This window comes from Paractinoplanes ovalisporus (assembly GCF_016834655.1).
Taxonomy (GTDB): domain Bacteria; phylum Actinomycetota; class Actinomycetes; order Mycobacteriales; family Micromonosporaceae; genus Actinoplanes; species Actinoplanes ovalisporus.
On the sequence record NZ_JAENHP010000003.1, the window covers coordinates 365,745 to 386,520 of the forward strand.

Below are 20,776 nucleotides of genomic sequence, written 5' to 3' on the forward strand. Positions count from 1 at the left end.
GCATGCGCACAGTGGTGATCACGGGTGGGACACGGGGAATCGGCGGCGCCCTGGCGGCCCGGCTGCGGCGGCGGGGCGACCGGGTGGTGGCGCTGGGCAGCGCCGACGCCGACCTGTCGTCGCCCCGGCAGACTGTCGAGCTGGCGGAGCGGCTGCCGGGGCGGATCGACGTGCTGGTGCTGGCGGCCGGGCGGTTCGACCAGCGCCGCGTCGTCACCGCCGACGGCCTGGAGCAGAGCTTCGCGATCTCGGTGCTGAGCCGGCATCTGCTGGTGGAACGGCTGGTTCCGCGCATGCGGGGTGGCACTGTCCTCAGTCTGTGCGGGGTCGGCGGCCTCCCGTTCGGGCGGCTGAACTGGGACGACCTGCAGCTGGAACGCCGGTACTCGCTGACGCGGGCCACCATGCAGGGTGCGCGGGCCCTCGACCTGCTCGGCGCCGGGTTCGCCGACCGGCATCCGGACCGCGACGTCCGCTACGTGCTGTGGAATCCCCTGCTGGTCGACAGCGGCATGCACCGCTATCTGCGCCAACCATGGCGTACGGTCGTGGGCCGGACCGCCGCGCTGCTGGGTGAGAAGCCCGGCGCCGCCGCGGAACGGCTGGAACGGCTGCTCGACCGGCCGCTGCCGGCGGGGCTCACCGCGTTCCGGCGCGGCCGGCCGGTGCCGGTGGACGGGCCCGGGTTCGACCCGGGGTCGGCCCGCCGTCTCGCGGAGCGGTTAGATAGGGCCGGAGCCGAACATTGGGGGTAGAAGCGTGCCGACGCCGTTCACCGTGGCCCGCGCCGAGGCCGGTCGCCTCGCGCACTTTCCCGACATCGTCCGCCTGCTCGACGGCCGGCTGCTGGCCACCTACCGCGAGGGTGCGGGCCACGTCCGGTCCGACGGGCGGATCAGCCTGGTCGAGAGCACCGACGGCGGGCAGACGTGGTCGGAGCCGTGGGTGGCGGTCGACGGGGAGTTCGACGACCGCGACCCGAAACTGGCCCGCCTGGCCGACGGGACCGTGCTGCTCAGCTATTTCGTCATCGACTGGAGCTCGACGCCACTGCACACCACGCACGGCACGTTCACGCACCGCAGCACCGACGGCGGTCGCACGTGGAGCGAGCCGGTCCCGGTGGGCACGGCCATGATCGACGACGGGGGCCGTTACACGCCCGCGGTGCCGACGTGGGCGGCCTCCCACGGCGGTGCGGCCGAGCTGCCCGGCGGTGACATCCTGCTTCCCCTGTACGGTCGTCTGCCCGGCCAGAAGTGGCAACGCGCCACGGTCGTGCGCAGCACGGACGGCGGGCGCAGCTGGCCCGCCGGGAGCGAGGTGCTGCTGGCCGAGGGCGAGAACGTGCACTACCAGGAGCCGACCCTGACCGTGCTGGAGGACGGCGAGGTCGTCGCGCTGATCCGCACCACGGTCGACCAGGCGTACGTGTGCCGCTCGGTCGACGGCGGGCACACGTGGACCGAGGCCCAGCCGACCGACATGCCCGCGTCCTCCCACCACGCGCTGCCGTTGAGCACCGGGGAGGTCCTGATCACGTACGGGGATCTCTCGAAGCGTTTCTCGGAGCACCGCGACACCGTGGGCCGGTTGGTGCGCGACCCCGCGAAGACCTGGGACGGCTACCCCGACGTGCAGCTCTACGACTCGGGCCACCCCGACCAGGCGAACCCGTCGAGTGTCGAGGTCGAACCGGGCCGGTTCCTCACGCTCAGCTTCGACGTGCGGGAGGCGACGGTCGTCGGGGTGTTCACGACACCGGCCGACTACCCGGTCTGAAAAAGTTCCGCCGCGGATGTCGAGAACGCCGGGCCGGCTCCGTCCCCGGGGTGCAACCGGCCCGACGACATCGACACCAGGAGCGCCAGAAGTGGAACAGCACGAGATCACCGAGATCCTGAACCGCCCGATCAGCCAGGAGCTGCTGGGCCGCGACCTGACCCGGCTGGCCTACGTGGCCAAGGACGGCACACCCCGCAGCATCCCGATCGCGTTCACCTGGAACGGCTCGCAGATCGTCCTCTGCACCACCCGCAACTCGCCCAAGCTGCCCTCGCTGCGCCACAACCCCGCGGTCGCGCTGACCATCGACACCGAGGTGCACCCACCCAAGATCCTGCTCATCCGCGGGACGGCCGAGCTCGACGACGTCGACGGCATCCCCGCCGAATATCTGCAGATGAACGGCACCTACACGATGACCGAGGAACAGCGGGTCGAGTGGGAGGCCGAGGTGCGGTCCCTGTACGACGGCATGGTCCGCATCGTGATCACCCCGACCTGGGTCAAGCTGATCGACTTCGAGACCACGCTGCCGTCCGCCGTCGAGGAACTGGTCCGCGCGCGGGCCGAGCGCCAGAACGCCTGAGCCGGAGGAGACGACGATGGCCAAGTACCTGCTTCTCAAGCACTACCGCGGCGGCCCGGTCCCGCCCAACGACGTGCCGATGGACCGGTGGACGCCGGCCGAGGTCACCGCCCACGTGCAGTACATGGACGACTTCGCGGCCAAGCTCGAGGCCACCGGCGAGTTCGTCGACAGTCAGGTGCTCTCCCCACAGGGCACGTTCGTCCGCTCCGGCGGCGAGGGCCGGCCCCCGGTCACCGACGGCCCGTTCGCCGAGACCAAGGATCTGATCGCCGGCTGGATGATCATCGACGTCGACACGTACGAGCGGGCGCTGGAACTGGCGGCCGAGCTGTCGGCGGCGCCGGGCGCGGGCGGCGTCCCGATCCAGGAGTGGCTGGAGCTGCGGCCGTTCATGACCGCAGCGCCGACGGTCACCGAGTGAACGAAGCGCTGCTGCGCGAGCTCGTCCCCGCCGTGATCGGCGTCCTCGTGCGGCGCGGCGCCGACTTCGCCGCCGCCGAGGACGCCGTGCAGGAGGCCCTGATCCGGGCCCTGGAGTCGTGGCCGGAAGACCCTCCGCGCGACCCCAAGGGGTGGCTGATCGCGGCCGCGTGGCACAAGTTCCTCGACGCCACGCGGTCCGAGTCGTCCCGCCGGGACCGGGAGCGGGTGGTGGAGGCCGAACCGCCATCGGGGCCGGCCGCGGCGAGCGACGACTCGCTGTGGCTCTACTTCCTCTGCGCGCACCCGTCGCTCTCCCCCGGTTCGGCCGTGGCCCTGACCCTGCGGGCGGTCGGCGGCCTGACGACCCGGCAGATCGCCACCGCCTACCTGGTTCCCGAGGCGACCATGGCCCAGCGGATCAGCCGGGCCAAGCGGCAGATCACCGGGCAGCCGCTCGACCGGCCCGGTGATCTCGGCACCGTGCTGCGGGTGCTCTACCTGGTGTTCAACGAGGGCTACGGCGGGGACGTCGACCTGGCCGCCGAGGCCGTACGCCTGACCCGGCAGCTCGCCGCCTCGACGCCCGAACCCGAGGTCGCGGGCCTGCTCGCGCTGATGCTGCTGCACCACGCCCGCCGGGCCTCGCGCACCGGGCCGGGTGGCCGGCTGGTGCCGCTGGCCGAGCAGGACAGGTCGCGCTGGGACACCACGATGATCGCCGAGGGGGTCGCGATCCTGCAGGCCGCGCTGGCCCGCGACCGGCTCGGCGAATACCAGGCCCAGGCCGCCGTCGCCGCCTTGCACGCCGACGCACCCAGCACGGCCGAGACCGACTGGGTGCAGATCGTCGAGTGGTACGACGAGCTGCTGAGGATCACCGGCAGCCCGGTGGTGCGGCTCAACCGCGCGGTCGCGGTCGGCGAGGCCGACGGGCCGCGGGCCGGGCTGGCCGAGTTGGGCCAGGTCGACCCCGGAGTGCCCCGGTACGCCGCGGTCCAGGCCTACCTGTTGGAGCGGGCGGGCGAGCTCGACCGGGCGGCCGAGCTCTACGTGGAGGCGGCGCAGGCGGCCACGAGCGTGCCCGAACGCGACCACCTCACCCGGGAGGCGGCCCGGGTACGCCGGCTTCCCCGATGACCCCGCTCCCCGGCCGACCCGTCTCATCAGCGGCTCGAGCGAGGCGGTACCGCCTCAACCGGGGCCAGGCAAACCAGTCTTTCCGGCGCGGCCCTCGGCCCGGGCGTGAGCGCGGCCCCCGACCCGGGCGTGAGGGCAGCAGGCCGGCCGCCGCGCCCACCGCGAGGATCAGTACGGCCACCATCGTCAGCGGGCGGGTGAGGTAGACCCGGGCCGCCGCGAGAGGCTCGTCCCAATCCGTCATGTAGCGCAGCAGCACCCCGGCGCTGACCGTCAGAGCCGCGGCGGGGGCGGCCACCAGGGCGGCGGCCAACCCGGACGCGCCCCGCCACACGAGCATCACCACGACGACCGCGAAACCGGCCAGCGCGGCGGCCCACCAGTCGCGTTGGGCCTCCCCGTAGGCGTCCAGGGCCGGCAGCGGGACCAGCCAGCGTCCAACCACAGCGACCAGACCCACGACGAGGCCTCCGAGAAGGGCGGTCCGCGAGAAGGTGAACACGGCCAGGGCCAGCAGGGCGATCGGCGCGGCGGTCAGCCAGGCGCTGCCGAACCCGGCTGTCCACAGAACGGCGACGAGGGCAGGCCGGTCCGTGGCCGCGACGGCGACCGGCTGCTGGACGGCCAGGCCGGCGCCGATCCAGAGCGCCCCGGCGAACACCGCCGCGCCCAGGACGAACCCGGCCGGCCACCAACGCGGCGCCCGGATCGTGGCCAGGGCCAGGACACATCCGGCGGCTCCGGCTACCGCGACCGGCACGTAGAGGACGGCCCACCAGTCGATCCGCCAGTCGCCGGCCAGGGTCCGCGGGTCGAGGTTGACCAGCAGCCCGGCCGCGACCCCGAGCAGCAGGCCCAGCGTGGCACCGGCCCACGGCGGTCGCCGCCCGATTCCAAGGCCCGACGTGACGGCTCGCGGCAGCCGCCGCCCGAGCACGGGGCCCGACGTAACGGCTCGCGGCGGCCGCCGCCCGACCCCAGGGCCCGACGTGACGGCTCGCGGCGGCCGCCGCCAGACCGCGAGGCCCCACGTGGCGGCGAGCAGCGCACCGGCGAACAGACCGGCCACCAGCTGCGGGTACGGCTCCAGGGGCGTACCGAGGAAGGCCGAGAGCCCGATCCCGGCGCCGGCCGACCAGATGTTCACGGCGAGCGCCCCGGCCACCGCCGCCACGGAGGCGGGCATGCCGAGCAGCCTCCCGGGTTCGCGCAGGGCCGCCACCCGCTCGGCCGGCGACGGGTGCATCGACAGGAGGTGCCGGCGACCGCCACGGGCCGCGCCCAGCAGCTCGATCAGGGCGTCGGACGACCCGGCCAAGGCGGCATGCCGGTCGGCCTCCAGTTCCCGGTCGCGCATCACCGCACGGGCCAGCAGGTAGGCCGCTGCCCCGAGCAGGGCGGCCCGCAGGCCGTACCGGAGCCAGAAACCGCCGTCGTCGAACCCGGCCAGGACCGGCGGCACCAGCATCACCAGCGGCAACGCCCACAACAGGCCGCGCGTCAGCCACACCAGCGTCACGTCCCCCGCGGCCACGTGGGCGGTCTCGTGGCGCAGCACAGCGTCGAGGTGAGCGGCGGGCAGACGACGGACGCCGGGCGGCAGCACGACCCGGGTCGCGCCCCACGCCCGTACGGTGAAGGGCTCTCGAAGACCCCACGGACCGAACTCGACCTCGGGCGCCCGGCGGACCCCGAGCTGCGCGGCCCACCCCTCGAACGGCGCCGGACGGCGGGGCCCGAGACGCAGGAGCAGCACGCGGGGCAGCAGCCAGGCGAAGAAGGCCGCCCCCGCGAGCATCAGCAGGGCGCCGCCGGCCGCGAAGAGGGCGAACCGGTGCTCCACGCCCGCCCGGCAGGCGTTGATGACCGGGGCCCGCCGCAACGCGTCCTCGGCGGCGGGCCACCGGCTGTAGGCGTCGCGGAAGCACGCTTCCGTCACATCCCGCCAGTTCAGCCCCACGGTCAGGTGATGGGTCAGCTGGCCCGCGAGGGCTCCGCCGAGCAGCAACAACACCATGATCAGCAAATAACGGCCGCGGGTGGCCGAGGGCGGGCGCCGCACCGCCGCCGCGGTCACGACCCGTCCGGCCCGCGCAGGCGCAGGGCGCCGATCACCGCCTCGGCCAGCCGTCGCGCCTCCTCGTCGTCGAGCGGCCCGGCCGCCCGCGAGCGGATCAGTCGGTACACCTCCCGCTCCTGTTCCGGGGTGAGGAAGGCGGGAGCGGGTCCCAGCTCGCGGCGACGGCGGAACGCAGCGGCCAGCTTCTCGCGGGTCGCCCTGGTCAGCTCCTCACCGGCCGCAGTGGCCACGGCGGTCGCCAGCAGTGACACCGCGGACAGGACGATCGGGACGATCGACGCGAACTCCACCCCCATGCCGACCGGCGGCCGGAACGTGCGGGCCGGCGGCGAAGCGGTGCGGAACCACTCGGCCGCAGCGTCGAAATCCTCCAGTTCCTGCGGGTAGGACTCGCGGACCACGACCTCACCGACGGCCCGGACCTCGCCCCAGTGTTCCTGCACGGCATCCCTCCACAGTCGACACTGATGATTATGGTCGGCGGCACAAGACGACCCCTCAACTGGGCGTACCGGGAGCCGATACTTGCGGCCGTGACAGCGCTCTGGGTTGCTCTGGCCGTCGTGGCCGCCGCCGTGGTGGCGTACCGGCTCGGCTCCGCTCGGCAGAAGAAGGCCGGCCTGCGGGAGATCGAGGAGGTTCGCACCACCCTGACCGCCCTCGCCGACGAACGGCAACGGGAGATCGAGGAGTTGCTGACCGAACGCGAGAACCGCCTGTTCGACGCGCAGCAGGAACAGCGCAAGAACAACCACCGGCTGCGCCGGCGGGCCCGCGAGGCGATCGACGAGTCGGGCGCGGTCATCACCGAGCGCCTGCAGGACGTGGTCGAGCAGGTGCACGCGGCCCGGGAGGCGGCCAACGCCACCCACAGCCGGGTCTCGGTCACCAGCGAGGCGGCGGCGGTGATGGTCAGCCGGGCCCGCTCGGCCGACCAGGCGGCCACCGCGCTCAACGACAGCCTGCATCAGGTGGCCGGGGTCGCCGGCGTGATCCGTGAGATCGCGGCCCAGACCCGGATGCTGGCCCTGAACGCCACCATCGAAGCGGCCCGGGCCGGCGCCGCCGGCAAGGGGTTCGCGGTGGTCGCGGCCGAGGTGAAGAACCTCGCCAACACCACGGCCGAGTCGACCGAGCAGATCGCCGCCACCATCTCGACCCTCGAGACGGACGTCGCGCAGATGGGCGGCACGCTCACCGCGATCGTCGGCGGGGTCGGCGAGATCGAGGCGGCGATGGGTTCGCTGGGCGGCATCGCCGACAACCAGCACGAGATCGTCGAGCGGCTCAACAGCACCGTCGACGCCACCATGGCCGAGATCCAGGACCTGTCCGAGGTCGCCGAGCGGCTCGAGCGGCGCCGCAACGAGCGGATGGCCGCGACCGGGCCGGTCCGGGTGACGGTCTCCGGGCGGTCCCCGGTCGGCGGTCAGCTGGTCGACCTCAGCTCGGACGGCCTGGGCTGCCTGCTCCCGGCGAACGCGGGGGTGTCGGTCGGCGACCGGGTCACCGTCGAGGTCACCCTGTCCGGCTCGACGTTCAGCGTCGGCGGCGACGTGATGCGGCGCTCCGACCGCTCGGACGGCCGCGAGCTCGGCCTGAAGCTGACCGCGGTCGACGCGCAGGCCCAGCGCCAGATCGAGGCCCACGTGACCTCGGCCCTGGCCGCCAGCTGACGCTACGAACCACCCAGACACACGAACGCGGTTCCCGCCGCGGCGCCCGCCAGCGCCGCGGCGGCCGTGTTTCCGGCGGCGAGAGCCCGATGGAAGCCGGCCATCACGTCGAGGGCCTGCTCGTCGGCGACCCGGGCCACGCTGGCCACCACGGTCGCGGTGCCGGCGGCCAGCAGCGCCGAGGCCATCCCGAACGTCTCGTCGCCCGGCCGCACCTCGCTCAGCCCGAGCTCGCAGCTCGACAGCACGACCAGGCCGGGTGCCCGTCCGAGGCGTTGCAGGTCATAGCCGAGGACCGGCCCGCCGGCCAGTTCCAGCGCCGAGAACAGCGCGTTCTCGGCCTCGTGGCGCCCGTGGGCGGCGAGGTGGGCCAGCCCGGCGCCGTCGAGCGCGGCCAGGGTCGCCGCGGGTCCGGCCCGGTCACCGGTGAGCACGACGGCCTGCGGGTACAGGGCCGCGATGTCGGCGATCTCGTCGGCGCCGCGGTCGTTACCGGGCCCGGCCACCAGCACGGTCGGGCCGTCGAAGCGCCGGCGGGACTCGTTGCCGGGCCCAGCCACCAGCACGGGGCCGTCGCCGCGCCGGCGGGACTCGTTGCCGGGACCGGCCACCAGCACGGGGCCGGCGGCGGGTCGACGGCTGAGCTCGACGCGAACCTGCTCCCCCTCGCGGTGGGTGGCGTCCGCCCACTCGTTGCCGGGCCCGGCCATGAGCACGGAGCCGGCGGCGGGTCGACGGGACAGCCAGGCCGTGGCCGAGGGTGCGACCGTCACCGGGCGGCCGGCACAGGCGGGCAGGGCGGCCCAGGGCGCGGTCATCAGCACGCCGGTCGGCACCACCACGAGGTCGCGGTCGCCGATGAGGGCGGAGATCGGCCCGAGCACGGCGGCTTCAAGGGCCTCCGCGTCGCGGCGGGTGGCCTCGGCGACCGCGACGGCCAGGCGTTTCGGCAGCGCTCGCCCGGCCGCGGTGTCCAGGTCGGCCCGCAGCCGCAAAACCGCCTCTTCGGCCATCGTCCACTCCCCCACGGGCGTCACGGTCGCACGGCTCGCGGTGATCACCAGCGCTTCGAGGCGGTCGCGGTTGCGCACGTACGCCACCAGGGCCGCCCCGCCCAGCCCGGCGCGCACGGCCGCCAGCGAGGCCAGCACCGGCCCGCCCGAGCCCACGCCCCGCTGCGACCAGGCGCTCTCCCGGATCTGCCGTTCCAGCGTCTCGGCCCGTCCGCGCAGCGACCCCGCCGAGCGGCCCTCCAACTCCGCCGCCCGCAGCGCGGACCGGGTCTGCCGCAGGTCTTCCAGGGCGGCCGCGACGGCGGGATCGTCCGGGGGCCGGGCCGGGGGCAGCAGCAGCGCCTGGGCTCGGGACCGTTCCGACCAGCGGTGCACGGCGGCCGGCGAACCGCTCTCCAGTGCGGCGGCCAGCCCGGCCGCCGCGAGGTCGTGCCCATGCGCCGAGGCGCCGGTCTGCAGGTCGAGGCAGCCGAACCGGGCCCGGTGCCGGTGCAGGGCCGCCATGCCGGCCGCCAGCTCGCGCCCGGCCTCGGCGGGCCGCCCGGCGGCACGGGCCTGTTCCGCGCGGACCAGGCGGCGCAGCAGCCGCGTGTCGAGCCGGTCGTGCCGCCCGGCGCCGACCGTCAGCCCCGGGGTCAAGCGGAACGCGGGCGCCGGCCCCGGGGTCAAAGGGGAGGCGGGCGCCGGCCCCGGGGTCAAAGGGGAGGCGGGCGCCGGCCCCGGGGTCAAAGGGGAGGCGGGCGCCGGCCCAGGGATCAAGCGGGACGCCGGTGCCGGCCCCGGGATCACACGGGAGGCGGTCAGCAGGGCCACCCGGGCGTCCTCGGCCAGGCCGAGCCGGCGCAGCTCGGTCGCGAGCCGGCGGGCCCGGGTGGCGACCTGCTTCGACGGCGGTGAAGCGCGCAGCCCCAGCAGGGCGGCCAGCGCCGCGCGACGGGGATTGCCGCGCCGCACGAACGCCGTACGGGCCTGTTCGGCCCATCCCGCGGCCGCCGCGGACCGCCCGGCGAGCAGGGCCGCCTCGGCCCGCACGTGCAGCGCCTCGGCGACGGTGTTGTCCTGCCCCTGGGAACGGCCCTGCTCGACGGCGAACGCCAGTTCGGCGTCGGCCGCCTGGAACAGCCCGGCCGCGACCAGGGCCCGCGCCCGCTCGACGGCGAGCGTCGGCAACCGGCCCGGAACCACCCGCTCGTAGGTGACGCGGGCCGCCGCGAACCCGCCGAGCGCGGACGGCAGGTCACCACGCACCACGTCCAGGCAGGCCAGATTGACCTCGAGCAGGGCCGTCCCGACCTCGATGCCGTGGCGGCGGCACAGGCGCAGCGCCCGGGTCATGTCGTCGCGGGCCGGGCCGGCGCGACCCGATTCCAGGTGCAGCATGCCGCGGTTGTTGAGCACCTTGGCCAGGTCAAGGGGGTCGTCGCGTTCGGACAGCCCGGCGATGGCCCGGTCGAACCACGGCATGGCCAGGTCGGCCCGGCCGTTCCGGTTGAACAGCGCCGCCCGCTGGGCGTGCAGCACCGGGCGCCCGGCCTCGGGCGTGAGCTCTTCGGCCTGGTCGAGCAGCCGGTGGCCCAGGTCGACCCGGCCGCGCTCGGCCTCGGCCCAGGCCAGGGTGACTAGCACCCGTCCCCGGGCGGCCGGGTCACCGGCGCCGGTCAGCCGCAGGGCGGCCCGCAACCGGCGCACGGCCAGGGCGGGCCGGCCGTCGTCGCTGGCGGCCAGGCCCGCGGCGAACAGCTCGCCCGCCCGTCCGGTCAGAGCACCAGCGATGGCGTCACCACCCGGCCGCCGCCGTTCTGCGCCTCCACCAGCAGCTGGGCCAGCCCGTGGGGGACCTCGTCGAAGACGAACCGGCCGGCCCGGTCGGCGGTGACCGTGCGGGAGGCGGCCGGTTCGGGCAGCCGCAGCTCGACCCGCAGGGCAGCGCCGGGGGCGAGCCAGCCGTCGATCCGGACCAGGTTGTCGGGCCGCTCGACCACGGTGATCATGACCGTACGGCTGTCGGCCTCGAACGTGATCGTGCGGGTGCGCTCGGCCGCCCGGGCCCCCGAACCGGCGTACGCGGTCTCGGTCAGCCGGGCCACCTCGGCGTCGACCTGGTCGAGCTCGATCGCGAACAGCACCCGCTCGTCCAGGTCGGGCGGCGGCCGGTCCCACCGGGCGATGCGCTCGAGAATCTCGGCGTCCACGGGGTCGCTCATCACGCACCCCACTTCGGGTCGGCCACCAGCATCCCGCGCAGTTTCTCGAGGCAGCGGCCGCGGGTCGGTCCGATGCTGCCGTGCGGCATGCCCAGCGCCGAGGCGATCGCCGAGTAGTCGGGGCGGTGCACCTCGGCCACGATGCTGAGCAGTTCACGGCAGCGCTCGGAGAGCCGGTTGAAGTGCCGCCACAGCACGGTGTCGCGCTCGTCGGTGAGCAGCCGGTCGTCCGGGGGCGGGCCGGGGTCGACCGCGGTGTCGAGCACCGCCTCGGAGTCGGGAACGTCGCGGCGGCCGCGCTGCTGCCGGTGCCACGACTCGCGCCGGGTGGCGGTGATCAGCCAGGCCGTCACCGCGCGCGGCGTGCGGATCTCGTGGAGCCGTCGCAGCAGCTCCAGCCAGGTCGTCTGCACCACGTCGGCGGCGTCCTCGGCGGACAGTCCCTGCCCGCGGGCCACGCGCCAGAGCACCGGGTTGAGCTCGTGCACGAGTTCGCGCAACGATTCCCGGTCGCCGTCGCGGGCCCGTTCGAGCAGGGCGCCCAGACGGACGTCAGCGGACATGGGGGCGGGCCAGGTCACCGGCGAAGTTGGCGGCCGAGAACGAGGTGCCGCTCCACCTGGCCCACTTGCCGCCGGGCATGGGCCCGATCACGTCGACGCCGTCGCGGTAGCGGTCGACCCAGTCGCCGTAGTTGCTGAAGTCGGCGTGGTAGCGGCCGAAGCCGGCGCCGAGACCGGTGACGAACTCGAACGCGGCCGGATAGATCATCGATTCCGTCTGGTGGTCGTTGCCGGCCGAGGCGACCAGCGCGATACCCAGGTCGGCCAGAGGTTCGAGGGCCTTGCGGAGCGGGATGACGTTGTCGACGGGGTGGTCCTCGCGGCCGAAGGCCATGCAGACGACGTCGACCGGCCGTTCCCGGGGGTCGTAGTAGCTCGCCAGCCACTCGAGGGCCTCGATGATGTTGTGTTCCTCGACCCGGCCCTCGTCGTCCATGACCCGCAGGGAGAGGACCTGGGCGCTGGGGGCGGCCATCCGGATCAGGCCGGCGATGAAGGTGCCGTGGCCGGCCGCGGATACGTCACCCGAGTGGACCTCCATGACCCGGCCCTCCCAGCGGTGGGTGGCATGCAGGTTCTCGGGGAGCAGCACGAACGGGTCGTCCGGCTCGGAGGCCAGCACCTCGTGGTCGTCGTGCACCCCGCTGTCGAGCAGGGCGACCACCGGGCGGCGCAGGTTGCCCTGGGGCTTGGTCAGACGGAAGGGCGGCGGTTTCATGTCGGCCGGGATGTCGGGCAGCTCGGACCATGAGGTGCCGTGACCCCAGTGGCGGCCCATGAGTTTGAAGGTTCCGCCGAGATACTTCGGATCGGGGCGGGAGCCGGCCCCGGGTCGCTCGTTGTCCAGCGTCTCGTGGATGTCGGTCGCGTTGCCGTCGCGGACCTCGACCACGGCGCGGCCGCCGGCACGGCGCCCGGTGTATACGAGGGGGCTCTTGTGGCCCCGGGTGTCCAGAAAGTCGTTCAGTTCCTCGACCTTCGCGGCCGTGAGGTCGCCGCCGAAGGTGAGGACGTCCGCGCTGTACCGTTCCGCTTCCATGTCTGACTCCGCTGTGCAGAGGGATGGGCACCGGTGATGGGTCCGCGTGAAGCGCGCAGATACCTCATCGTGGCGAGCCCGGGCTCGGAACACAGCCGTCCGAACGGAGGATCGGACCCCCGCTAAGCGTCGGTGAAGACCTGCTCCACCATGGTCAGCAGGGTGGCGGCGAGCAGGCGGTGCACCTGGGCACGGGTGAGCACGCCGCGTTGCAGCCATTCGCGGGCGGTCGAAACGGCCAGGCCCACATAGGAGCGTGCCATCGCGTGCTGCGCCGGCCCCGAGCCGGTGAGGCCCACCGCCGTCAGCACCGAGTCGGCGGCGGCGTCGATGGCTTCGGCGATCACCCGGTCGATGTCGGCGTCGCCGCCCATGCCGCCGGCCGTGATCGCGGCCAGCCACGAGCGGCTGTGCCGGGAGACCACGTCGAGGAACCAGCTCACGATGGCGTCGATGCGGGTCGGCAGGTCACCGTCGGGCAGGCCGGCGATCGCCACCTCGGGCACGGTGAGCATCACCCGGATGACGTCGAGATAGAGGTCCTTCTTCGTGCCGAAGTAGTGGTTGACCAGCCCCCGGGCCACACCGGCCGCGCGCGCGACGTCGGTCGTCGACACGTCGGCGTAGCCCCGCTCACCGAACAGCCGCACGGCGACGGACAGGATCTGCTCACGCCGCGCGTCCGGTTCCAGCCGGCGCCGCTGACCCGCCTCCACACTCATCCAAATGACCTTAGGCCATCGCTTGTTGACACCGTGCCAACAAGGCGAAAAGGTAGGGCCATGCCCACCCCCGGACTGGACGGGTACACCCCGGCGTGGTTGAAGCCCGAACACGACGACCTCGCCGAGCTGGCCCGCACCTTCTTCACCAAGGAGGTGCTGCCGCACACGGCACGCCTCGAACAGCAGGGCCACCCCGACCGCGACCACTACCGGCAGGCCGGCGCGCTCGGGCTGCTCGGTCTCAGCGTGCCCGAGGAGTACGGCGGCGGGGGCGGCGACTTCACCCACGAGGCGGTGCTGCTGCACGAGCAGGCCGCGGTGGGCGAGGGCAGCCTGGGCCTGGCGGTGCACAGCGGCATCGTGACCGGCTACCTGGTGGCGTACGGAACCGAGGAGCAGAAACGGCGGTGGCTGCCCGGACTCTGCTCGGGCGACCTCGTGGGCGCGATCGGCATGACCGAGCCCAGCGGCGGCTCCGACCTGCAGGAGATCCGCACCCGGGCGGTCCGCGACGGCGACGACTACCTGATCACCGGTTCCAAGACCTTCATCACCAACGGGGGCCTGGCCGACCTGCTCATCCTGGCCGTCAAGACCGACCCGTCGCAGCGGGCGGCCGGGATCAGCCTGATCGTCTGCGAGCTGGGCGACGACTCCCCTGGGTTCCGCCGCGGGAGGCTGCTCGAGAAGATCGGCCTGCACTCGAACGACACCGCCGAGCTGTTCTTCGACGACTTCCGGGTACCCGCGTCGAATCTGCTGGAGAGCGAGGGGTCGGGCTTCCTGCAGATGATGCGGCAACTCCCCCAGGAACGCCTCGTCATCGGCGTCGGCGCGGTGGCCGCGATGCAGCGGGCGGTCGAGCTGACCACGGCGTACGCGAAGGAACGGACCGCCTTCGGCAAGCCGCTGATCGGGCACCAGAACACGCGGATGGTGCTCGCCGAATGCGCCACCCGCACCCGGGTGTCGCGCGTCTTCCTCGACGACTGCATCACCCGGCACGCCCGCGGTGAGCTGGACGTCGCCACCGCCGCGATGGCCAAGGCGTGGCTCACCGAGGGGCAGTGCGAGGTGGTCGACCGGTGCTTGCAGATCTTCGGCGGCTACGGGTACACCACGGAGTATCCGATCGCGCGGATGTACGCCGACGCTCGCGTCCAGAAGATCTACGGCGGCACCAACGAGATCATGAAGGAGCTGATCGCCCGTGTCCTCTGAGGCCTTCGTCTACGACGCGGTGCGCACCCCGCGCGGGCGTGGCAAAGAGAACGGCGCCCTGCACGGGGTGAAGCCGATCTCGCTGGTCACCGGCCTGCTCGGCGCGCTGCGGGAACGGCTGCCGGGGCTCGACCCGGCCCGCATCGACGACCTCGTGCTCGGCATCGTCAGCCCGATCGGCGAACAGGGCGGCGACCTGTCCCGGGCCGCCGCGCTGCTGGCCGGGCTGCCCGACACGGTGGCCGGGGTGCAGCTCAACCGCTTCTGCGGGTCCGGGCTGGAAGCGGTCAACCAGGCCGCCGCCCGCATCCGCTCGGGCTGGGAACACCTGATCGTGGCCGGTGGCGTGGAGTCGATGTCGCGCAACCCGATGGGCTCCGACGGCGGCGCCTGGTTCCTCGACCCCGAGACGTCGTTCGCCACCGACTTCGTGCCCCAGGGCATCAGCGCCGATCTGATCGCCACCCTCGAGGGCTTCTCCCGGCTCGACGTCGACACCTACGCGGTGCAGTCGCAGGACCGGGCGGCCAAGGCGTGGGCCGGTGGGCACTTCAGCCGCTCGATCGTGCCGGTCCGCGACGCCAACGGGCTCGACATCCTCACCGCCGACGAGCATCCCCGGCCCGACACCACGGTCGAGGGCCTCGGCAAGCTCAAACCCTCCTTCGCCCGTACGGACTTCTTCGACGCCGTCGCCCTGCGCAAGTTCCACTGGCTCGAACGTCTCGACCACGTGCACCACGCCGGGAACTCGTCCGGGATCGTCGACGGCGCCGGGGTGGTGCTGATCGGTTCCGAGAGCGTGGGCCGGGAGCTGGGCCTGACCCCGCGCGCCCGCATCGCTGGCGCCGCCGTCACCGGGGCCGACCCCACGCTGATGCTCACCGGCCCGGCCCCGGCCACCCGCAAGGCCCTGGCCGCGGCCGGTCTGACGGTCGGCGACATCGACCTGTTCGAGATCAACGAGGCGTTCGCCGCGGTCGTCCTCAAATACATCCGCGACCTCGAACTTGACCCCGAGACGGTCAACGTCAACGGCGGCGCGATCGCGCTCGGCCACCCGCTCGGCGCGACCGGGGCGATGCTGCTCGGCACCGCGCTCGACGAGCTGGAACGGCGCGACCAGCGGCGGGCCGTGGTCACCCTGTGCATCGGCGGCGGCATGGGCGTCGCGACCGTCCTCGAGAGGCTGTGATGATCACCTATTCCCGGGACGACGACGGCATCGTCACGCTCACCCTGGACGACCCCGGCCAGTCGGCCAACACCATGAACGCGACGTATGTGGCCGCCATGTCGGCCGCCGTCGACCGGCTGCACGCCGAGCGCGACACCGTGACCGGCGTGATCGTGACCAGCGCCAAGAAGACGTTCTTCGCCGGCGGCGACCTGCCCTCGATGGCCCGGGCCACGCCCGAGGACGCCCCCGCCCTGTTCAAGCTGCTCAGCACGATCAAAGGGGACTTCCGGCGCCTCGAGACGTACGGGCGTCCGGTCGTCGCTGCGATCAACGGCGCCGCGCTCGGCGGAGGCCTGGAGGTGGCGCTCGCCTGCCACCACCGGATCGCGCTCGACACCCCCGGCACCCGGCTCGGCTTCCCCGAGGTGACGCTCGGCCTGCTGCCCGGCGCGGGCGGGGTGACCCGTACGGTCCGGATGCTCGGCCTCGCCCCGGCGCTGACCACCTGGCTGCTCACCGGCCGCCGTTACCGCCCGGCCGACGCCCTCGCCCACGGCTTGGTCGACGCGCTCGCCTCCACCCCGGCCGAGATGCTGACCCAGGCCCGCGAGTGGATCCTGGCCAACCCCGACGCCGCCCAGCCCTGGGACCGCGAGGGCTACCGGATCCCCGGCGGCCTGCCCGCGGCCCAGCTCCCGGCCTATCCGGCCACCCTGCGCAAACAGCTCAAGGGCGCCTCGCTGCCCGCACCCGAGAAGATCCTGGCCACCGCCGTCGAGGGCGCGCAGGTCGATTTCGAGACGGCCCAGGTGATCGAGACCCGCCACCTGATCACGCTGCTCACCGGCCGGATCGCCAAGAACATGATCGGGGCGCTGTTCTTCGACATGCGCGCGGTCAACGGCGGCCTGGCCCGCCCGGCGGTCGAGGTGCCGCCGGCGACGCGGGTGGCGGTGCTGGGCGCGGGCATGATGGGCGCCGGCATCGCCCAGGCCTGCGCCAAGGCCGGCCTGCCGGTCGTGGTCAAGGACGTCACGCCCGAACTCGCGGCCCGGGCCGCCGGTCCCGGCATCACCACCACCGCCGACGTGGCCGACCTGGCCGGCTGCGACGTGGTGATCGAGGCCGTGTTCGAAGACCCGGCCCTCAAGCGGGACGTGTTCGCCGAGGTGCTGCCGGTGGTCGCGCCGGATGCGCTGCTCGCCTCGAACACGTCGACGCTGCCGATCACCGGTCTGGCCGAGGGTGTGTCCCGGCCGGGCGACTTCATCGGCATGCACTTCTTCTCACCGGTGGGCAAGATGCCGCTGCTCGAGATCGTGGTCGGCGCCCGGACCTCGGACGCGGCCGTGGCGCGCGCGTTCGACCTGGGGCGGCGCATCGGCAAGACACCGATCGTGGTCAACGACGGGCGCGGCTTCTTCACCAGCCGGGTCATCGGCACGTTCATCGACGAGGCGATCGGCATGCTGGCCGAAGGGGTGCCGGCGCCCTCGATCGAGCACGCGGCGCTGCAGGCCGGCTACCCGACCGGTCCCCTGGCCCTGGCCGACGAGGTCAGCCTGACGCTGGTGCAGCGGATCCGCCGCCAGTTCGAGGCCGCGTCCGACTCGTACGAGCGGCTGCCGTCGCACGAACTGGTCGACGCGATGGTCGACAAGCACGACCGTCCGGGCCGCTCGTCCGGGCGCGGTTTTTACGCGTACGGGGAAGAGAAACGCACCGGACTCTGGGACGGCCTGGTGTCTCTGGCCACGCCGGAAGGCCGCTCGGTGCCCCTGGCGGATCTGCGGGACCGGTTCCTGTTCGCCGAGGCGCTCGACGCGCAGCGCTGCCTGGCCGAGGGTGTGCTGCGCACCGCCGAGGACGGCAACATCGGCTCGATCCTCGGCATCGGCTATCCGGCCTGGACCGGCGGGGTGCTGCGGTTCGCCGACCAGCACGACGACTTCCGCGGGCGGGCGGCCGAGCTGGCGGCCCGCTACGGCGACCGGTTCGCACCCGTATGACCGCGCTCTCCGGCATCCGCGTGGTCGAGCTGGCCGGCCTGGCCCCCGGGCCGTTCGGCTGCATGATGCTGGCCGACCTCGGCGCCGACGTGGTGCGGGTGGATCGTCCCGGCGGCTCGGGGATGCCGCCGGGACCGCTCGACCGCAACCGCCGCACGGTCACCATCGACCTCAAGACTCCCGCCGGCGTCGGGGAGCTGCTGAGCCTGACCGAGCGGGCCGACGTGCTGGTCGAGGGCTACCGGCCCGGCGTCGCCGAGCGTCTCGGGTTCGGCCCCGCGGTGTGCTTCGAGCGGAACCCCGGCCTGGTGTACGCGCGGATGACCGGCTGGGGGCAGGAGGGACCCCTCGCCGCGCGGGCCGGCCACGACATCGACTACATCGCGCTGGCCGGAGCCCTGGAACCGCTGGGCCGGGCCGGGGAACGCCCGCACGCGCCGCTCAACCTGCTCGGGGACTTCGCCGGCGGCGGGATGCTGCTGGCCGTCGGGGTGCTCGCGGCCCTGGTCGAACGGTCACGGTCCGGGCGGGGACAGGTGGTCGACGCGGCCATGGTCGACGGGTCGGCGCTGCTCACGACATTCCTGCACGGCCTGATCGACAGCGGCCTGTGGCACGGCGGGCGCGGCGCGAACATGCTCGACGGCGGGGCGCCCTTCTACGACACGTACGAGACCTCCGACGGCGGTTTCATGGCGGTCGGGGCCATCGAGCCCGCGTTCTACCAGGCGCTGCTGACCGGGCTCGGGCTCGGGGATCAAGAGCTTCCTTCCCCGTACGAGGAAACGGGGTGGCCGGTCCTCCGGAGCACCTTCGAAGCGCGTTTCCGCACCCGCACCCGGGACGAGTGGACGTCGATCTTCGCGGGGCTCGACGCCTGTGTCGCGCCCGTGCTCACCCCCGCCGAGGCGCCCGCCCACCCGCACAACCGGGAGCGCCGGGCCTTCGTCGACGTGTCCGGGCTCACCCAGCCCGCCCCGGCGCCACGCTTCGGCCGTACGCCCGCCAAAGATCCACAACCCCCGGCTGAGGCGACCGTCACCCAGGTGCTGGATGGTTGGACTCTCAAGTAACCCCTGACCCGTCCGATGCGAAGTCGGATGGAAACGACACTCGACCCTTCGGTGCTGCGCCGGCGCCGCACCATCGAGGCCAACTCGGTGGTGACGCGTCTCGGCGGCGTGCTGTGCGTCTCGCTGTTCCTGGCGGGGTGGATCGGCATGCCGCACGCGCTGCTCGACGCGCCCTGGGTCCGGTTGGCCGCGATCGGCGGCCTCGCCGAGATCCTGTTCTCGGTCGTCCTGGCCGTGATCAACCTGCGCCGCCCGAACGGTCGCCACTACGAGCGGTTCAGCACCCTCGGCGTCGTCAGCGACACCATCGCCATCGCCGGGCTGGTGGCCAGCCTGCAGGCGGCCGGGCAGACCGTCTGGCCGCTGCTGTCGATGGCCATCCTGACCGCCGCGCTGCGCAAACAACTGCCCGGGGCGCTGCTCGCATGGACGGTGACCAGCGGAATCCTGGGCGTGGCGGTCCTCGTGCACGGCGATCAGGCCATGAACCCCGGTGACCTCAGCGTGGCCGTGCTCAGCCACCTGCTGATCGCCATCCTCAGCGGCACCCAGGCCAGCGCGTACGGTCGCCAGGTCCACGAGCTCAACGCGGCCCGGCGCCAGCTGCACCACCAGGCCAGCCACGACGCGCTGACCGGCCTGCCCAACCGGGCCCGCCTGACCGCGCACGCCGATGCCCTGACCGGCCGGGCGATGGCCGTGTTGCTGCTCGACCTGAACGGTTTCAAGGCCGTCAACGACACCCTGGGCCACGCGGCCGGCGACGTGGTGCTGCGCGCGGTCGGGGCCCGCCTGCGCGCGGCCCTGCGCGAGGGCGACCTGGCCGGCCGCATCGGCGGCGACGAGTTCGTGGTGGTGCTGGCCGACGCGTCCCCCGCGACCGCGGCCGCCCTGGCCGACCGGTTGCGGGCGCTGATCTGCGAGCCGGTCGACCTGGACGGCCAGACCGCTTCGGTGGGCGTGAGCATCGGCGCGGCGGTGCGCGCGGCCGGGGAGGACGCCGACCTGGACGCGCTGAGCCGGGCCGCCGACGCCGCCATGTACCGCGAAAAATCAGCCCGCCGGGCCTCGGCCGCCTCGACGAGCTGAGGCCTGTTTCCTCAGGACCGGGCGGGCGCGGTCCAGCGGTGCAGCCAGAACAGCAGGAACGGGAACGACACGAGGCCGGCCAGATGGTCACCGTTGGTGACCCGCCAGATCACGCCGGCCAGTCCCCCGGCGACGACCACGATGACCAGCTGTCTCAGCGTCATGATCGCATTGAAATGACGCGGCGGACGTGCCTGTCGCACACCGTGTGCGACCCGGGCGACCGGTCAGGGCGCGGGCGGGTGGAGCCAGCGGGCCGCGGCGGCGTACGTGTCGTCGGGGGTGTTGTTGAACGCGATCGCCGCCGCCGGAGCGTGGCGGTGCACCAGGTTGATGACGCGTTCGAACAGTTCGAGGTCGTTGCGGACGCCGCCGCCCACGACGACCACCCGCCAGGGGCGTTCGCTCAGCGCCGCGGTCACCACGGCTTCGATGTCGTCGCTGCCGTCGAGGCCGAACAGGCAGCTGGTCGCGCCCACGCCGGCCTGGGCGAAGCGGGCCATGCCGATCGCGATGCCCTCGGCCACCGGCGTGGGGTCCCACGGGCCGGGCACCCGGTGCGGATCGAGGCCGATCACGAGAACCACGGGTTCCACCGGGCCAACCTAACCCAGCCGTGCCAGGATCATGGTCGTGCTCTACGGATATCTGGGTTCGATGAAGACCAAGCCGGGCCACCGCGACGAGGTCGCGGCGATCCTGACCAGCGGCGCCGACGGGCTGCGGGCGGCCGGCTGCCACCTCTACGTGGTCGGTCTCGACGCGTCCGACGACGTCACGATCTGGGTGACCGAGGCGTGGGACTCCAAGGAGGCCCACGACGCGTCGCTGCAGCTGCCGGAGACCCGCGCCGCCATCGCTCAGGCCATGCCGATGCTGACCGGCGAGTTCACCAGCCAGGAGACCCGCGTCGCGGGCGGCCTCGGCGTCTGACCGCATCCGGGATCGTCCGGGATAACGGACGGCGCTC

General features: G+C 73.5%; 21 protein-coding genes. 12 read left to right on the plus strand and 9 right to left on the minus strand.

Annotated features, from left to right (window positions below; all coding sequences use genetic code 11):
* Window positions 1–2 precede the first annotated feature (2 nt).
* The 5 genes from JIG36_RS11915 to JIG36_RS11935 all read left to right on the plus strand — a co-directional run bounded on the left by JIG36_RS11915 (window position 3) and on the right by JIG36_RS11935 (window position 3,934).
* The gene (locus JIG36_RS11915; RefSeq protein ID WP_203376164.1) at window positions 3–755 is read left to right on the plus strand and encodes a Rossmann-fold NAD(P)-binding domain-containing protein; all 753 of its coding nucleotides are present in this window, start codon (window positions 3–5) and stop codon (window positions 753–755) included.
* 4 nt (window positions 756–759) lie between these two features.
* Window positions 760–1,782, plus strand: coding sequence for a sialidase family protein (locus tag JIG36_RS11920; RefSeq protein WP_203376165.1), 1,023 nt, complete (start codon window positions 760–762; stop codon window positions 1,780–1,782).
* 91 nt (window positions 1,783–1,873) lie between these two features.
* On the plus strand, window positions 1,874–2,371 hold the full coding sequence (locus tag JIG36_RS11925) for a pyridoxamine 5'-phosphate oxidase family protein (RefSeq protein WP_203376166.1): 498 nt from the start codon (window positions 1,874–1,876) through the stop codon (window positions 2,369–2,371).
* Between the two features lie 16 nt (window positions 2,372–2,387).
* Window positions 2,388–2,795: a YciI family protein gene (locus JIG36_RS11930; protein ID WP_203376167.1), complete on the plus strand. Its 408-nt coding sequence runs from the start codon at window positions 2,388–2,390 to the stop codon at window positions 2,793–2,795.
* Window positions 2,792–3,934 carry an RNA polymerase sigma factor gene (locus JIG36_RS11935; protein ID WP_203376168.1) on the plus strand — a complete coding sequence of 381 codons (1,143 nt, stop codon included), beginning with the start codon at window positions 2,792–2,794 and terminating at the stop codon, window positions 3,932–3,934. The genes JIG36_RS11930 and JIG36_RS11935 overlap by 4 nt, the downstream gene beginning before the upstream one ends.
* Here the strand turns inward: JIG36_RS11935 and JIG36_RS11940 are convergent.
* Both JIG36_RS11940 and JIG36_RS11945 read right to left on the minus strand, forming a co-directional pair.
* Window positions 3,894–6,011 (minus strand): M48 family metalloprotease, encoded by a 2,118-nt coding sequence (locus JIG36_RS11940; protein ID WP_203376169.1) that lies wholly within the window; start codon window positions 6,009–6,011, stop codon window positions 3,894–3,896. The genes JIG36_RS11935 and JIG36_RS11940 overlap by 41 nt on opposite strands.
* Window positions 6,008–6,457 (minus strand): hypothetical protein, encoded by a 450-nt coding sequence (locus tag JIG36_RS11945; RefSeq protein WP_203376170.1) that lies wholly within the window; start codon window positions 6,455–6,457, stop codon window positions 6,008–6,010. The genes JIG36_RS11940 and JIG36_RS11945 overlap by 4 nt, the downstream gene beginning before the upstream one ends.
* A 90-nt stretch (window positions 6,458–6,547) precedes the next feature.
* On the opposite strand from JIG36_RS11945, the gene JIG36_RS11950 reads away from it, so the two are divergent.
* Window positions 6,548–7,690 carry a methyl-accepting chemotaxis protein gene (locus JIG36_RS11950; RefSeq protein WP_203376171.1) on the plus strand — a complete coding sequence of 381 codons (1,143 nt, stop codon included), beginning with the start codon at window positions 6,548–6,550 and terminating at the stop codon, window positions 7,688–7,690.
* Window positions 7,691–7,692: 2 nt separating this feature from the next.
* Here JIG36_RS11950 and JIG36_RS11955 read toward each other — a convergent pair whose 3' ends face one another.
* The 5 genes from JIG36_RS11955 to JIG36_RS11975 form a co-directional block, all read right to left on the minus strand.
* Entirely contained in the window at window positions 7,693–10,392 is a 2,700-nt protein-coding gene (locus JIG36_RS11955; RefSeq protein WP_203376172.1) for a CHAT domain-containing protein, read from the minus strand.
* 68 nt (window positions 10,393–10,460) lie between these two features.
* The gene (locus tag JIG36_RS11960; RefSeq protein WP_203376173.1) at window positions 10,461–10,907 is read right to left on the minus strand and encodes a carboxypeptidase regulatory-like domain-containing protein; all 447 of its coding nucleotides are present in this window, start codon (window positions 10,905–10,907) and stop codon (window positions 10,461–10,463) included.
* Window positions 10,907–11,470 carry an RNA polymerase sigma factor gene (locus JIG36_RS11965; RefSeq protein WP_236046660.1) on the minus strand — a complete coding sequence of 188 codons (564 nt, stop codon included), beginning with the start codon at window positions 11,468–11,470 and terminating at the stop codon, window positions 10,907–10,909. Before JIG36_RS11965 ends, JIG36_RS11960 begins: the two co-directional genes overlap by 1 nt.
* Complete coding sequence (locus JIG36_RS11970; protein WP_203376175.1) at window positions 11,460–12,509, minus strand: S8 family peptidase; 1,050 nt, start codon at window positions 12,507–12,509, stop codon at window positions 11,460–11,462. The genes JIG36_RS11965 and JIG36_RS11970 overlap by 11 nt, the downstream gene beginning before the upstream one ends.
* A gap of 122 nt (window positions 12,510–12,631) precedes the next feature.
* Window positions 12,632–13,231, minus strand: a complete 600-nt coding sequence (locus tag JIG36_RS11975; RefSeq protein WP_203376176.1) for a TetR/AcrR family transcriptional regulator — start codon at window positions 13,229–13,231, stop codon at window positions 12,632–12,634.
* A gap of 60 nt (window positions 13,232–13,291) precedes the next feature.
* Between JIG36_RS11975 and JIG36_RS11980 the strand changes: the two genes are divergently transcribed.
* Genes JIG36_RS11980 through JIG36_RS12000 form a run of 5 tightly spaced genes read left to right on the plus strand, consistent with a single transcriptional unit; the run spans window position 13,292 to window position 19,806 of the window.
* A complete protein-coding gene (locus JIG36_RS11980; RefSeq protein ID WP_203376177.1) occupies window positions 13,292–14,455 on the plus strand; it encodes an acyl-CoA dehydrogenase family protein in 1,164 nt (387 codons plus the stop codon).
* A complete protein-coding gene (locus JIG36_RS11985) occupies window positions 14,445–15,650 on the plus strand; it encodes an acetyl-CoA C-acetyltransferase (RefSeq protein ID WP_203376178.1) in 1,206 nt (401 codons plus the stop codon). Before JIG36_RS11980 ends, JIG36_RS11985 begins: the two co-directional genes overlap by 11 nt.
* Window positions 15,650–17,644 (plus strand): 3-hydroxyacyl-CoA dehydrogenase NAD-binding domain-containing protein, encoded by a 1,995-nt coding sequence (locus tag JIG36_RS11990; protein WP_203376179.1) that lies wholly within the window; start codon window positions 15,650–15,652, stop codon window positions 17,642–17,644. The genes JIG36_RS11985 and JIG36_RS11990 overlap by 1 nt, the downstream gene beginning before the upstream one ends.
* The gene (locus JIG36_RS11995; protein WP_203376180.1) at window positions 17,641–18,717 is read left to right on the plus strand and encodes a CaiB/BaiF CoA transferase family protein; all 1,077 of its coding nucleotides are present in this window, start codon (window positions 17,641–17,643) and stop codon (window positions 18,715–18,717) included. The genes JIG36_RS11990 and JIG36_RS11995 overlap by 4 nt, the downstream gene beginning before the upstream one ends.
* A 27-nt stretch (window positions 18,718–18,744) precedes the next feature.
* The gene (locus tag JIG36_RS12000) at window positions 18,745–19,806 is read left to right on the plus strand and encodes a GGDEF domain-containing protein (protein ID WP_203376181.1); all 1,062 of its coding nucleotides are present in this window, start codon (window positions 18,745–18,747) and stop codon (window positions 19,804–19,806) included.
* Window positions 19,807–19,817: 11 nt separating this feature from the next.
* Here JIG36_RS12000 and JIG36_RS12005 read toward each other — a convergent pair whose 3' ends face one another.
* On the minus strand, window positions 19,818–19,970 hold the full coding sequence (locus JIG36_RS12005) for a hypothetical protein (protein ID WP_203376182.1): 153 nt from the start codon (window positions 19,968–19,970) through the stop codon (window positions 19,818–19,820).
* A gap of 63 nt (window positions 19,971–20,033) precedes the next feature.
* On the minus strand, window positions 20,034–20,402 hold the full coding sequence (locus tag JIG36_RS12010) for a hypothetical protein (protein ID WP_203376183.1): 369 nt from the start codon (window positions 20,400–20,402) through the stop codon (window positions 20,034–20,036).
* 37 nt (window positions 20,403–20,439) lie between these two features.
* Between JIG36_RS12010 and JIG36_RS12015 the strand changes: the two genes are divergently transcribed.
* Complete coding sequence (locus tag JIG36_RS12015) at window positions 20,440–20,739, plus strand: putative quinol monooxygenase (RefSeq protein WP_203376184.1); 300 nt, start codon at window positions 20,440–20,442, stop codon at window positions 20,737–20,739.
* Window positions 20,740–20,776 lie beyond the last annotated feature (37 nt).